Below are 13,209 nucleotides of genomic sequence, written 5' to 3'. Positions count from 1 at the left end.
TGCTAGGGTTACTTTTACTCAATCTGTTACTTATATTCTCCTACAATTTCACTTTAATTAATGGAATTTGAGCGATTGAAAACATCGCGCCACGAGTAAACGGCAGTGCGTGATTATGATCAAACAGAAATACAGCCAAGTGATGATAAATCTTGTGCTTTTTCCTATAACGACAAAGTACATTACCAATCTGCTCTCTAAGCATCTGCAACGTCATTAGACTTTGTTTTCTTTGGGAATTTCTAGCATTCCTCTCAAAAAGCGGACGGATGGGGGGGCCGACTCCTGCAGGAGGGAAGGGCAGGTTGAAATCCACCGGCGCAGCCGGTTAGTTCAACGCCCGCCTGCTGGTGCGTGCCCCCCATCCCGGGAGCGAGGGCAAAGCTCTCTTACAAGTCCGAAGTAAACGAGCACTTTTTCAGTGACCTCCCACTATTACCTGCAAAGTCGAGTGGCTCCCTCTCCATTTCACTTAGAGTAGAGTATAACTGATATTGCATCCTCATGAAAAAACACAGTATTAAACTAAATCACTTGTCCCTAAAGAGACGGGGACAAGTGAAGTTACAATAGATTTCGTTTATTTATTTGTTCCAAAGAATAACTCAGCACTTGATCTTTCATAATGAAGCTAAATTCATCATGCTTCACGAGATCTTCTGGCAATTCGTCGAAAAGAACGGGTCCTTCTGTTTCAAAAAAGTGATCTTGTTCCATCATATGTGAGATCGTTGCAAAGTAAATCGTTTTGTACATAACATCCTTTTCACTTGTTACTTCATACTGTCCAACATAGTGTAAAGAATCAACCACTCCGCCAGTCTCTTCCATCACTTCTCTTTTGGCCGCTTCTTTCAACGACTCCCCAGGTTCGACTTTCCCACCTGGAAACTCCAAGCCTCTTTTTGAATGATTCGTGAGTAACCACTGGTTGTGATACCGGCAAATTACCCAGACATGCTTAACGTCGTTAGTAAAGCCTGCCTCATCAAACGTTAACCTTACCCGGCAGCCATTTTGGTCAATCAGTTCGTACATACAATCGCCTCTTTTTTTCATCTACGTAATAAGTATACAGATGAAAAACCGTGAAAGTAAATGAAAACCTTACCCCCACGTTGGTTTTACAGGGTCCTCTGGTTTAATAGCGAACAAAACAATGAGAACGGTAATGATGCATAGAAGCGTATTAGACAAAAACATAAAGGCGTGAGACATCTTCATTAACACCGCAAAAACAGGCGGTCCCAGGGCTACTCCAAGAAAACGCATGCTGCTATATAAAGAGGAAATGGTTCCTCTTTGCTTCATTTCAATTCCTTCTGTTACTAAGGCATCTAGGCAAGGGAGCGAAATTCCAATTCCTACACCACTTGCGAAGAGACATGTTAGCAAAAGGTAAATATCTTTTGAAAACGAGACAGTAAAAATGGCAATCGTTAAAATGACCAAACCTGCAACCGTAAACCACTTCATTTTTTGTTTGTCCTGTCCGATCACTTTTCCAGTAGCAAACGAAGAAAAGCATAAAGCTGCTAAAGGAATCGCTAATATGATCCCTTTCTTAATTCCTTCAATTTGAAATTCGTCTTCCAACATGGTCGATAAGTAAAAAAGAACACCGAAAATAACAAACATCAAAATACAACCAACGGCAAAAACAGCATACAGCCACCGGCCTTCTCGTTTAAATATAACTTTTGTTGTTTTAACAAACTGTTTAAATCCTACTGCTTTTCCACTCATAGGAGGAACTTTTACTAACAAAAGCATGGCTAAAATAGATATAAAGCATAAAACAGGAATGGATAAAAGCGGCATATACCAGACGATCAAAGCAAGGGCTGCACCTAAAATAGGACTCAGTACCTTACCTAGTGTATTGGCCGTTTCAATCATTCCTAATCCTTTACTAACATCTTTTTGATCTGTATACATATCTCCAACAAGCGGCAGGACAATTGGCATTGCCCCAGCTGCACCAATTCCTTGTAGCAATCTTCCAAAGATCATCATTCCATATGGTTCGTCCATTTGCCAACCGGCAAATCCAGAAATAAATCCGCCGATCCCAGCAATAATTAAACTAGGAATTATGACTTTTTTCCTTCCGATGTGGTCTGAAATATACCCTGCAATAGGTATGCAAAGAATAGCCACAATGGAGTACACCGTAATAAGCATACTTACTTGGAAGGAACTAATTCCAAGTTCTTTCTCGATTTCAGGTAAAACGGGTATTAGCATGGAATTACCTAAAGTCATAACGAGTGGGATCGATGAAATCGAGAATATGGCCCATTTATCTTTTCCTTGCATGATAAGGCTCCCCCGTTCCTAACAACATTATAATTACTCTGTTAGTATGAGAAAGAGGCTTTGTTCTATACGTGAATAACCGTCCATCTTACAGGAAAACTACTGGAAAAAGAAAGAACATCCACTCAATTGAATAGATGTTCTTTCTTATTGTAAGTTATATTGACCATTTTCTTTAATCGTTCGGTATATCGTGTTTAACGCACTTTGGGGATGTGCGGCTAAGTTTTCCATCTTATTATGGAACTGTGTTAATAGCTGTTCATCCGAGTAGCCTTCATTTACTAAATCCTTTAACACATCTTCAATAATGACATCCCTTTTCAGTGCAAGCTTTGCTTCAAGTAAAACACTGATGCCTTTTGACAATTTTGAGATGGTTTGAACTTTCGTGATCATTGCTGCAGGGTGATTATCTTTGCTCGTAATGATGACATCAACAAGAATATGACCGGAATTCTCTTTGACTTTTTTAAAGTAGTCATAATACTCATGGTCTATAACAGCTTCAATGAACCATGTTTGAGATTGATTTTCCATATTGATAATTAATCCGTCTTCAATAGGAATCAATCGCTGATTTACTTCTCCTTCTTTTCCTTCTAATAAACTCAGTGAGTAAAGCTTGAATGTTTTCACCACTTTTCCCCCTTCCTTTCTTACATTAAATCATAATGTGAAGGAATAACAAAATAAAGGGGCGCTTTTTTAACTGACTCGCATTTGAAAAGTGCCCCTTTATCATTATGAACTTTTCATTCGTTGAAAGCACATTTCATATTGCTTTTCTTGAATCCATTTAATGAGTTCCACCTCTTCATTAGTAAGGTCTCTCCTCAGCTTACATTTACATTCGTCGATAAGTTCTTGATAAAGATTTTCTTTTAACATGTCGTAAATGCTCCTTTGTCGATTCAACTTTTATAGGGTGTCACTCTGTCAATTTATGTGGCTTTTCCACGAATTATGACTTTCTTTAAAAAATCATACAAACATTTTTGACTTTTTTGTAAAACATTCTTCGCGAGAACAGATTTCTTCACGTAACAGTTGAATAAAATCTGATTCTAGCTTTAATTCTAGAGCCCGCTCATACGCTTCCAATAAAATTGTATATTCTAACCGATCCATTCCGTTCACCACTTATAAAAAATTTATATCATTAAAATCCACGTTGATCATACGCTTCTTTTAACTGAATAAGGCCTTGCTTTAGTATTTCTCTTGGGCAAGCTAGATTGATTCGTTCAAATGCCTTGCCTTCTTCACCAAATATTGGCCCATGATTTAAGGCAACTTTGGCTTCTTCCACCAGCCATTTTTTCCGTTCTGCTGCTGATAATGGGAGGTTTGAACATTCTAACCATAATAAATACGTTCCTTCAGAGTCCATAACACGTAGCTTAGGCATATGCGAAGAAACATACTCTTTTACAAATTCAAAGTTATCCTGTACGTATTCCATTAATTCCTCAAGCCACGGTTCCCCGTAGTTGTATGCAGCTTCTGTTGCTACTTCAGCAAACGAGTTAACGGAATTCGCAAACGAGTTCGCAAGGTGATTTTGTAATCTCAGGCGAAGTGATTCATTTTCGACGACAACATAGGACGTCTGAATTCCAGCTAAGTTAAAGGTCTTACTTGGTGCTAAACACGTAAATGTTCGATTCGATGCATCCTCACTAATGGAGGCAAATGGAATATGCTTTTGGCCTTTAAATAATAAATCTGCATGAATTTCGTCTGAGACAACAAGTAAATCATGCTTCTGGCAAATAGCTGCCAATTGCTCTAATTCATCACGCTTCCAAACTCGTCCAACTGGATTATGTGGATGACAAAGAACGAGCATTTTCGTTTTTTCTGTAATAACCGACTCAAGATGTTGCAAATCAAAGTCATAATGATCCCCATCAAATTCTAACGGATTTTTTATGAGTTCACGATTGTTTTTCTTAACGACATCATAAAATGGATAATAAACAGGTGTTTGAATAATGACTTCATCGCCTGGCTCTGTAAAAGCTTGAATAATATAACTAATCGTTGGTACGATACCGGACGTATAAATAAATGTATTTTGATCCACTTCCCAGTTATATCTTCTTTTCAACCAACTTTGAACAGCTTGATCAACTGTTTTGGAATGAGCTGGATAGCCAAAAATTCCGTGCTCAACCGTTGCATGCAATGCATCTAAAACTTCTTGCGGTGCTCGAAAATCCATGTCCGCTACCCACATCGGCAAAAGATTTTCACCACCGAAACGCTGCATCGTCATATCCCACTTCATTGAATTTGTTCCACGACGTTCGATTATTTCATCAAACCTTTTACTCACTACTACACTTCCTTCCTGAATTAACCACATACCTCCATTAAATATTTGTTCACAATTTAGGTCAATAGTAATTATTCAACGTATGTATGCGATTCCCTTTTAAAATTCTATTCTTTTCTAAATTTGTTGTCCATTTTTTTATCTTTTATTTCCTTTTACGGATCTGGTTGAATTGGAAAATACATTCACCAGCAAATGTCGAAAACGAAAAAGACAATCTTTGTACCTTATGATAAGATGGAAAAAGTAAAAAAGTCGGATAAGGACAGGTGTTTTGAAATGAGTGTGTTAACAGTTAAAAATTTAAGTCACGGGTTCGGTGACCGCGCAATTTTTCAAGATGTTTCCTTTCGTTTACTTAAAGGGGAACACATTGGCTTAATCGGAGCAAATGGTGAAGGAAAATCGACGTTTATGAACATCATTACAGGCAAACTAATGCCTGACGCTGGGACAGTTGAATGGTCTAAAAAGGTTCGTGTCGGTTACTTAGACCAGCATTCTGTTTTAGAGCGTGGCATGACGATGCGAGACGTCCTTAAAAGCGCGTTTCAATATATGTTTGACCTCGAAACAGAAATGAATGAAATGTATGACAAAATGGGAGAAGCTACTCCTGAAGAACTTGAAAAAATGCTTGAAGAAGTCGGCATCATTCAAGATACACTAACGAACAATGACTTTTATACGATTGATGCAAAAGTAGAAGAAATTGCACGTGGTCTTGGATTAGATGATGTTGGATTAGATCGGGATGTAACCGACCTTAGTGGAGGGCAGCGTACAAAAGTATTGTTAGCCAAGCTTCTACTTGAGAAACCTGACATTCTTTTATTGGACGAGCCTACAAACTATCTGGATGAACAGCATATTGAGTGGTTAAAACGTTACTTACAAGAGTATGAAAATGCGTTTATTCTCATATCGCATGACATTCCATTTTTAAATAGTGTTATTAATTTAATTTATCATATGGAAAATCAAGAGCTGAATCGCTATGTAGGCGATTATGAGCACTTTAAAGACGTACATGAAATGAAAAAACAACAGCTTGAAGCTGCATACAAGCGTCAACAGCAAGAAGTGGCTCAATTAAAAGACTTTGTTGCCAGAAACAAAGCGCGTGTCTCAACACGAAATATGGCTATGTCTCGTCAGAAGAAGCTTGATAAGATGGATATGATTGAACTAGCACAAGAGAAACCAAAGCCTCACTTTAACTTTAAAGAAGCTAGAACGACAAGCAAGCTTATTTTTGAGACGAAGGATTTAGTCATCGGCTATAACGAGCCACTTTCTCGCCCTCTTAATTTACGGATGGAACGCGGGCAAAAGGTTGCTTTAGTCGGAGCGAACGGAATTGGAAAAACGACATTACTAAAAAGTATTCTCGGGCTTATTAAACCGGTAGAAGGCTCGGTTGAGCGCGGGGATTATCAAGAAATTGGTTATTTCGAACAAGAAGCAAAAGATCCGGATAAAACATGTATCGATGAAGTATGGCAGGACTTCCCTTCTTTCTCTCAAGCGGAAGTTCGTGCTGCCCTTGCTAAATGCGGTTTAACGACGAAACATATTGAGAGTAAAATTGTCGTATTAAGTGGTGGGGAAAAAGCAAAGGTTCGCCTTTGTAAGTTAATCAACAATGAGACGAACATTCTTGTGCTTGATGAGCCAACGAACCACTTAGATGTTGATGCAAAAGATGAATTAAAGCGAGCACTTCAAGCTTATAAAGGGAGCATTTTGCTTATCAGTCATGAACCAGAATTTTACCAAGATGTCGCAACAGACGTTTGGAACTGCGAATCGTGGACAACGAAGATCATTTAAGGGATCGGACCCTACTTTTAAAAGTGGGGTCTTCCCTTCATTAATAAGGAGGAACAAAATGACCCACACCCCTTTTATTGCAGTAGAAGGACCCATTGGCGTTGGTAAAACATCACTTGCAAAAGCGATTTCTTCCCACTTCGAATATCATCTATTAAAAGAAATTGTTGATGAAAACCCATTTCTCACCAAATTCTATGAAAATATTGAAGAATGGAGCTTTCAAACAGAAATGTTTTTCCTCTGTAATCGCTATAAGCAGCTTGAAGAGATCAAACAAAACTTTATCGAAAAGGATATTCCCGTTGTAGCTGATTATCATATTTACAAAAATATTATTTTTGCAAAACGTACATTAACGAGCAATCAATACAAAAAGTACAAAAACATTTATGATATTTTAACAGTTGATATGCCAAAGCCAAATTTGATTATCTATTTACATGCGAGTCTCCCTACCCTTTTATCTCGTATCGAAATGCGTGGAAGAGAGATGGAGCAGAAGATGGACCCAAACTATTTACAGCAGTTATCAGAAGACTACGAAACCGCAATGGCAAACTGGGCAACCCTTTATCCAGGTACACCAATTATTGAAATAAATGGTGATGAGGTTGATTTTGTTCGAAACCCAGATGACCTTACTAACATCTTATTAAAATTAGATCAAGCATTAAAAAAAGGAGCGACTTGCTTTGAACCTACGCGCTAAATACAATATTCCTGAAAATGCCATTATTACAATTGCAGGTACCGTTGGAGTTGGAAAATCAACGATGACGAAATCACTAGCAAAGGCACTTGGCTTTCAAACTTCTTTTGAAAATGTTGATCATAACCCCTATTTAGATAAATTTTACGCTGATTTTGAACGGTGGAGTTTCCATTTGCAAATTTATTTTCTTGCTGAACGATTTAAGGAGCAAAAAAGAATGTTTGAGCAAGGGGGCGGTTTTATTCAAGACCGCTCGATTTATGAGGACACTGGCATCTTTGCCAAAATGCATGCGGATAAAGGTACGATGACAACAGTTGATTATGAAACCTATACAAGTCTCTTTGACGCAATGGTCATGACGCCTTTTTTCCCACATCCAGATGTGCTTATCTATATTGAAGGAGATTTAGATGAGATTGTTGGTCGCATTCAAGAACGTGGACGTGAGATGGAGCAAAAAACACCACTTGCGTATTGGGAAGAAATGCACGGTCGTTATGAAGAGTGGATTGAAAACTTCACCTCCTGTCCAGTTCTCCGTTTAAACATCCAAGATTATGATCTCATAAAAGACGAACAAGCAGTCGAGACGATTATCGAAAAAATCTCAATGACCATTCATTCTAAAGTAACGGTATAAGATCAAGAGGATGACCAGGCCCTTACGCTGCCCGGTCATCCTCTTCATCATCATCTGTTGTTTGTTGAAAATAATAAATACGCGGAACATGTGAATAGCGTAAGAATTCAATCAATAATGATCCTCCAACAAATGCGACCATTTGCCAATCAACGCTTTTGAACATACACATCCCTCCATATCGCACACTATGCAAAAGATAAGATGTCCTATGCTTACACTTTAACCTCGGTAAAAATATTCCCCTGCTTTTATGAGTCCACGCTGGGGTTTATGTTCCTCAATGCTTAGATCTGAATTATATGACACTTCTTCGTATGGCATTTCGATTATGGCTTGTGCCTCTTCGATCCGACCTTTTTTAAATAAGCGAATAACTTCGATCAACTCTTTGCGCTTGACAATGGACACATGTGTAGCAGCTGCAAGCTTTTTACATGGTTCTGAAATGTTCTCAGCAGTTGTGATCACAATCGCCTTTTGTGCTTCGTAATAGGCTTTTGCTGCATAAATTTCCTGCACCGCATCTAGTCCCATTTTTTCTGTAATTCTCTTGGCCTGAACAACTGTTTCTTGATCAGATTGATCTCGAAATAGCAAGTCAGCACCAAAATCACGACTTTTCTTCGTTAAGCATGTATCATCATAGCCAAGCCCAACCAATAAGACGTAAAGGTAATCCTCAAATTCATGACCAGACATGCGATCAATATCTGTAATTGAAATTTTGCTAACATCAAAGCGTTTCTTTTTTCGAATATAAACAAAAATAAGACCAGCTATTGTTAGGAAAACGATGACTCCTACTAACATGATGCCAATCATTTCAATTGAAATTAAAGAATCTTGCAAACAACTTCAACCCCTTTCCCTTTATCATACTCGCTCACAACACAAAAAGCAAACATCTGTTTGCTTTTTGTGTTGGCTTCTATCCATCTACACATACTTTCTCTACTTCTTGGTAATACTATTAATAATCTTGTGTAAAGGACGTGACTTCCTGTGACGACACCTAAGCTCAAAAAACGTAAACCATTATATCCAGTCTTTCTATTTTTGCTAACTTATTTTCTAATCCAACTATATCACTATAGTTTTTCATTATTTGGCTTTGCCTTAGCTGTGACTTTATCGTCTATAGGTATCTTTCAACTACTAAAAACATCCAAATGGGTGTCAAAACACCTATCCACAACGTTATTAAATATAGATGAACTTCCCGAACAAGAATTCCAACAGTTATTAGTCCCTCTTTTTCAAAAACAAGGGTACTCTGTTAATAGAACAAAAGGAAACCGCAAAGCACAACCGGATTTAATTGTTCGAAAAAAAGGAGTAAAGGCTCTTGTTTTAGCAAAACGACAAACAACAGACATTCAAGCAAATTTTATTCATGACTGCTTGTCGTTAAAGCCTTCATTCCAGGCTAATCGACTAATCATTGTAACAAATAGTCATTTCACAAAATCAGCCAAGCAAGTGGCTCATGCTAACAAGGTCACCTTGATTGACCGGGATTCTCTTGATGCTATGCTAGATGCTTACCTTTTAGAGAAAAGAACACATCGCTTCATTCAACGTGTACGGACATTACTAGTTAGAAATGAAGTGAAAAGTGATCAGAAATAAGAGCATAAAAAATCGCTAGACATATTCTAGCGATTTTCTTCGTTCTGCTGCATTAACTTCATCCAAGAATCGAGGTGATGAACAGATACCCCTTGAAACGATTCATACTGCTCGTAATGGTTGTTTAGCTTTCGAATAAAGTCATTTAATTGTTGATAATCTTTTTCTGCAAATGAAATCGCTCTTTCTTCACCTTCTAGTGTTTCCGTCTCCAATGTTAAGACGATGTTACCAGGTAACTGTTGAAAAAATGGAGAGACAAGAGCATGTAAGCCGTTTTCTCCTTCTAATTCTGTTCGATATGACATGATGACAAACGTATCAACGAGAGGAGTAAGAAACGGTAGTAATGGTTGTCCATCCTTTTCTAATTCATGAAACCAAAAAGGAATGGCCATTTCAAATGGAAGTTCATGTTCTTTTGCAAAACGTGACGCTTCATCCATAATCGTTACATATCCGTTTAGTAAAGTCATCTGGTCTTTATCCCACTCATCTAATAAGTATGGTTCAACATCTAGCAGCAGCCCTTTAAATTGGCTTTCTTGCTCTGCACTTTTTTGATATTCCTTTAGCCACTGAAGTTTTGCTTCTAATTCACCTGTTTGATATACCAATCAGGTGCCCCGTCCATCGCAATAACGTCAATCCCTCTTTCACGAGCTTCTCGAATAAAACTTCCATATGTATCAATGTCAATAGTTGGGTCAATCTGAACGTATAGTACAGTTATATCTTTTTCTTCTAGAAAAGTGAAATAGGCATCTTTTTTTTCGAAAAGTTGATACGTATCCCACATCCAGGTTGAAACAACATTTACTTTATCAACACTTTTATAAAAGAACATCATGCCACCTCCTAATAAAAGAAGTATTAGAAGTAGCACATACATACTCTTTTTCATATGTACCTCCTTCGTTTAAAAACTACACGTAGCCCTACTTCTGTTATGTACAGAAATAGAGCTACGTGTAGTTGAACCAATCAACTGACTATATCATCTCTATCAGCCAAATACTGTCTTGTCACATTCACATCTGAATGCCCTGATAATTGAGCGACAATAGAAAGATCAACACCTTTACGAACTAAATCATAACAAAAGGTGTGGCGAAGCTTATGAGGATACACCCCATATTCTTCTTTTAACATATGCTGAACTGTTCTTGCGGCAATTCGCTTTTGATAATTAGATACAAAAAGTGCCTCATGTTCATCGGGCCTATCTTTTAAATAGTCATGCAGAGCGTGAACTACTTCTTTCGATAAAGGAATGATTCGTTCACTTTCTGTTTCTGTATTTCGAACCATCACCTGTCCGGTTTGGCTTTTGTGGTTTAACTTCACATCTTCACGGTTGAGCATACATAACTCTGAAACACGCACACCCGTATGAAGAAGAGTAAAGAAAATGGCTGCATTTCTTTTATTTGAGTCCTCTTTAGCCTTTTTAAGCAACTGCTCTAGCTCTTCATTGCTTAAGTACTCCGGCGCAACATAATCTATTTTCGTTTTTGATCTTTTAATATCTTCAGTCATGCTTGATAGGTTACGTGATTTAGCAAAAGTATTAATCGTATTATAAATTTTATTAATCGTCGATACACTGCGACCTTCCGATTCTAAAAATTCAATATATGATTGAATATCTTCCTTCGTAAGATCTTTTAGATGAGTTCCTTTCCCCTCTAACCAGCTTGAAAAAGTAAGGATTACTCCACAATACGTTTTGATTGTATTTTCAGACCTTCCTTTTTGAGAGAGATAGACAGCAAAAGATTCTATGACGTCTTTTGTGGTTCCAGCGCATTTCTTATCCAAAATGAATTCCCCCTATCTAAACTCACTATAAATGGAACTTTCTGATTTGTCAAGTTCTGCGCAATGAATTCCCTTAAATTACTAATTACTACGCTTTCAATTTGAGTTCATATGCATGTCATATTTTCCTATGATATAGTTAAGGTGGATTATCATACTAAGGAGGAAAACATAACATGAGTCAGAAAGTCACTGCGTATGTTGGTACATATACAAAAGGAGATAGTAAAGGAATTTATCGCTTCACTTTGGATCTTTCTTCTGGTGCTATCGAGCAAGCTACTGTTGCTGCAGAGTTGGACAATCCTACTTTTCTAACGATTTCAAGTGATTATAAGCATCTTTATTCTGTTTCGAAAAAGGGAGAAGAAGGTGGAGTTGCGGCTTATTCAATTGAATCAAATGGTGAGCTATCATTCTTAAATGACGAACTAGCAGCTGGTAGCCCACCTTGTCATGTTAGCTTAAATGAAGAGGATAACTATCTTTTCTCTGCCAATTATCATTTAGGAACAGGCATTGCCTATCAACTCGATGATAATGGGAAAATTGCTACCGTTGCTTCAACTGTCACACATAGTGGAAACGGTCCACATGAACGCCAGGAGAAACCTCATGCGCACTATGCTGGGTTAACACCTGATCAAAAATATCTTTGCGTTGTTGATTTAGGAACGGATGAAATGGTCGTGTATGCGATTGAAGACGGCAATCTAAACAAGCATGCTACTCAATCTTTTTCACCTGGTACTGGTCCTAGACATATTCAATTCCATCCAAATGGGAAATTTGCTTACGTAAACGGTGAACTAAGTTCAGAAGTCATCGCTTTACGTTATGAGAGTGAATCAGGAACATTTGAGCAACTCCAAAGCTTATCTTCTCTTCCAGCTGATTTTGAAGGTGAAAGCATCGGGGGAGCAATTAAAGTATCTGCCGATGGAAAATTCGTCTATGCATCAAACCGTGGTCATGATAGCATTGCCGTTTTCGAAATAAATTCTGATACAGGTACTCTTTCATTTGTTGAGCATGTCTCAACGGATGGTTCGTTTCCTAGAGATTTTACAATTGACCCAACAGGAAATTTCTTATTAGCAGCCAATCAAGATACGAGTAACATCGTTCAATTTTCCATTGATCACACAACAGGAAAACTAACCAAAACAGGTGCTGAAATTTCAGTTCCAAACCCTGTTTGTGTTGTATTTACAAAATAACAAACTAAAACGTGCTCTGTGTAACGGAGCACGTTTTTTCTTTTTGTTAGAAAGAAAAGAGGTGCTGTAGATACTCGAGTTTAATGGTTTCAGCATGCCTTTTAAATACTTATGGAAGAAGTAAAGATACAGTTTTCCGTATATGGGGAAGCAAGAGGCCTATTGACTGGGAAGGTCAGATCAAGAGCCAGATTGATAAATAGACGAAGAAATTCCACTAGCCTTGCAGAAAACAGGTATTTTCTTACATAAATTAGCGGGTAACCAGCCGCAAGGAAATGACACTACGCTTTCCTTGGGTGCTCGGTGAGCCTCCTTCGAGCAGGAGTCTCCGTGTCATTCCTCTGCTAGGGTTACTTTTCATCCTTAAAATGTATTTATTTCACCAGCTCATATAGTGTAGAGATTAAAAAAAAACACTACTCAAGAATTAAACTATACCCTTTGTAAAGGACATTTAAAAAAAGCCACCTATCCTTTTACTTTTGACGCGTCTCACATAGGCTGGCTCACTCTTTTTCTCCTAGGGGGGAGTTTGCCATTAATCTTTTCTCAGAAGCATTTCATGTCATGTTAAGTAGAGGAAGGCTTTGTCTCACAAGGGGACATGATGTTTTTTCAAGAAGTATCTCACGATGTTACCATCGGCTATTCGAAGAAGGTGCTGCTCCTTTCTGTCAGAAGG

At 38.0% G+C, this 13,209-nt stretch carries 16 protein-coding genes; 5 read left to right on the top strand and 11 right to left on the bottom strand.

All coding sequences use genetic code 11. From position 1 onward, the window contains the following. Window positions 1–564: 564 nt before the first annotated feature. The 6 genes from ytkD to JCM9140_RS20290 all read right to left on the bottom strand — a co-directional run bounded on the left by ytkD (window position 565) and on the right by JCM9140_RS20290 (window position 4,660). Complete coding sequence (gene ytkD, locus JCM9140_RS20305; RefSeq protein ID WP_034750950.1) at window positions 565–1,038, bottom strand: RNA deprotection pyrophosphohydrolase; 474 nt, start codon at window positions 1,036–1,038, stop codon at window positions 565–567. Window positions 1,039–1,107: 69 nt separating this feature from the next. Next, entirely contained in the window at window positions 1,108–2,319 is a 1,212-nt protein-coding gene (gene bcbE / locus JCM9140_RS20300; protein WP_034750947.1) for a bacillibactin exporter BcbE, read from the bottom strand. A 147-nt stretch (window positions 2,320–2,466) separates the two neighbouring features. Continuing rightward, the gene (locus tag JCM9140_RS20295) at window positions 2,467–2,958 is read right to left on the bottom strand and encodes a YwpF-like family protein (protein WP_034750944.1); all 492 of its coding nucleotides are present in this window, start codon (window positions 2,956–2,958) and stop codon (window positions 2,467–2,469) included. A 105-nt stretch (window positions 2,959–3,063) separates the two neighbouring features. Next, entirely contained in the window at window positions 3,064–3,210 is a 147-nt protein-coding gene (locus JCM9140_RS24020; RefSeq protein WP_166485473.1) for a hypothetical protein, read from the bottom strand. Window positions 3,211–3,303: 93 nt separating this feature from the next. Continuing rightward, window positions 3,304–3,450: a sporulation histidine kinase inhibitor Sda gene (gene sda / locus JCM9140_RS23385; RefSeq protein ID WP_081727801.1), complete on the bottom strand. Its 147-nt coding sequence runs from the start codon at window positions 3,448–3,450 to the stop codon at window positions 3,304–3,306. 31 nt (window positions 3,451–3,481) lie between these two features. Then, window positions 3,482–4,660, bottom strand: a complete 1,179-nt coding sequence (locus tag JCM9140_RS20290) for a MalY/PatB family protein (protein WP_034750959.1) — start codon at window positions 4,658–4,660, stop codon at window positions 3,482–3,484. A gap of 279 nt (window positions 4,661–4,939) precedes the next feature. On the opposite strand from JCM9140_RS20290, the gene JCM9140_RS20285 reads away from it, so the two are divergent. Genes JCM9140_RS20285 through JCM9140_RS20275 form a run of 3 tightly spaced genes read left to right on the top strand, consistent with a single transcriptional unit; the run spans window position 4,940 to window position 7,851 of the window. Beyond that, window positions 4,940–6,493, top strand: coding sequence for an ABC-F family ATP-binding cassette domain-containing protein (locus JCM9140_RS20285; RefSeq protein ID WP_034750941.1), 1,554 nt, complete (start codon window positions 4,940–4,942; stop codon window positions 6,491–6,493). A 58-nt stretch (window positions 6,494–6,551) separates the two neighbouring features. Continuing rightward, the gene (locus tag JCM9140_RS20280; protein ID WP_034750938.1) at window positions 6,552–7,205 is read left to right on the top strand and encodes a deoxynucleoside kinase; all 654 of its coding nucleotides are present in this window, start codon (window positions 6,552–6,554) and stop codon (window positions 7,203–7,205) included. Continuing rightward, complete coding sequence (locus JCM9140_RS20275) at window positions 7,189–7,851, top strand: deoxynucleoside kinase (protein ID WP_034750935.1); 663 nt, start codon at window positions 7,189–7,191, stop codon at window positions 7,849–7,851. Before JCM9140_RS20280 ends, JCM9140_RS20275 begins: the two co-directional genes overlap by 17 nt. Window positions 7,852–7,873: 22 nt before the next feature. Here JCM9140_RS20275 and JCM9140_RS24015 read toward each other — a convergent pair whose 3' ends face one another. Together JCM9140_RS24015 and JCM9140_RS20270 are read right to left on the bottom strand one after the other, a co-directional pair. Further along, window positions 7,874–8,017 (bottom strand): hypothetical protein, encoded by a 144-nt coding sequence (locus JCM9140_RS24015; RefSeq protein WP_166485472.1) that lies wholly within the window; start codon window positions 8,015–8,017, stop codon window positions 7,874–7,876. Between the two features lie 56 nt (window positions 8,018–8,073). Further along, on the bottom strand, window positions 8,074–8,703 hold the full coding sequence (locus JCM9140_RS20270; RefSeq protein WP_235715421.1) for a restriction endonuclease: 630 nt from the start codon (window positions 8,701–8,703) through the stop codon (window positions 8,074–8,076). Window positions 8,704–8,856: 153 nt separating this feature from the next. Between JCM9140_RS20270 and JCM9140_RS20265 the strand changes: the two genes are divergently transcribed. Then, window positions 8,857–9,483 carry a restriction endonuclease gene (locus JCM9140_RS20265; RefSeq protein WP_034750932.1) on the top strand — a complete coding sequence of 209 codons (627 nt, stop codon included), beginning with the start codon at window positions 8,857–8,859 and terminating at the stop codon, window positions 9,481–9,483. A gap of 26 nt (window positions 9,484–9,509) precedes the next feature. Here JCM9140_RS20265 and JCM9140_RS20260 read toward each other — a convergent pair whose 3' ends face one another. The 3 genes from JCM9140_RS20260 to JCM9140_RS20250 form a co-directional block, all read right to left on the bottom strand. Beyond that, window positions 9,510–10,100 (bottom strand): hypothetical protein, encoded by a 591-nt coding sequence (locus tag JCM9140_RS20260; protein ID WP_156314942.1) that lies wholly within the window; start codon window positions 10,098–10,100, stop codon window positions 9,510–9,512. Further along, window positions 10,076–10,387, bottom strand: a complete 312-nt coding sequence (locus tag JCM9140_RS20255; RefSeq protein WP_034750926.1) for a hypothetical protein — start codon at window positions 10,385–10,387, stop codon at window positions 10,076–10,078. The genes JCM9140_RS20260 and JCM9140_RS20255 overlap by 25 nt, the downstream gene beginning before the upstream one ends. An 80-nt stretch (window positions 10,388–10,467) precedes the next feature. Continuing rightward, a complete protein-coding gene (locus JCM9140_RS20250; protein ID WP_034750922.1) occupies window positions 10,468–11,304 on the bottom strand; it encodes a tyrosine-type recombinase/integrase in 837 nt (278 codons plus the stop codon). A gap of 176 nt (window positions 11,305–11,480) precedes the next feature. Between JCM9140_RS20250 and JCM9140_RS20245 the strand changes: the two genes are divergently transcribed. Further along, the gene (locus tag JCM9140_RS20245) at window positions 11,481–12,524 is read left to right on the top strand and encodes a lactonase family protein (RefSeq protein WP_034750919.1); all 1,044 of its coding nucleotides are present in this window, start codon (window positions 11,481–11,483) and stop codon (window positions 12,522–12,524) included. Window positions 12,525–13,209 lie beyond the last annotated feature (685 nt).

Origin of the sequence: Halalkalibacter wakoensis JCM 9140, from assembly GCF_000513095.1 — a bacterium.
GTDB classification, from domain to species: domain Bacteria; phylum Bacillota; class Bacilli; order Bacillales; family Bacillaceae_D; genus Halalkalibacter; species Halalkalibacter wakoensis.
This window is presented reverse-complemented; position numbering and strand designations above follow the sequence as displayed.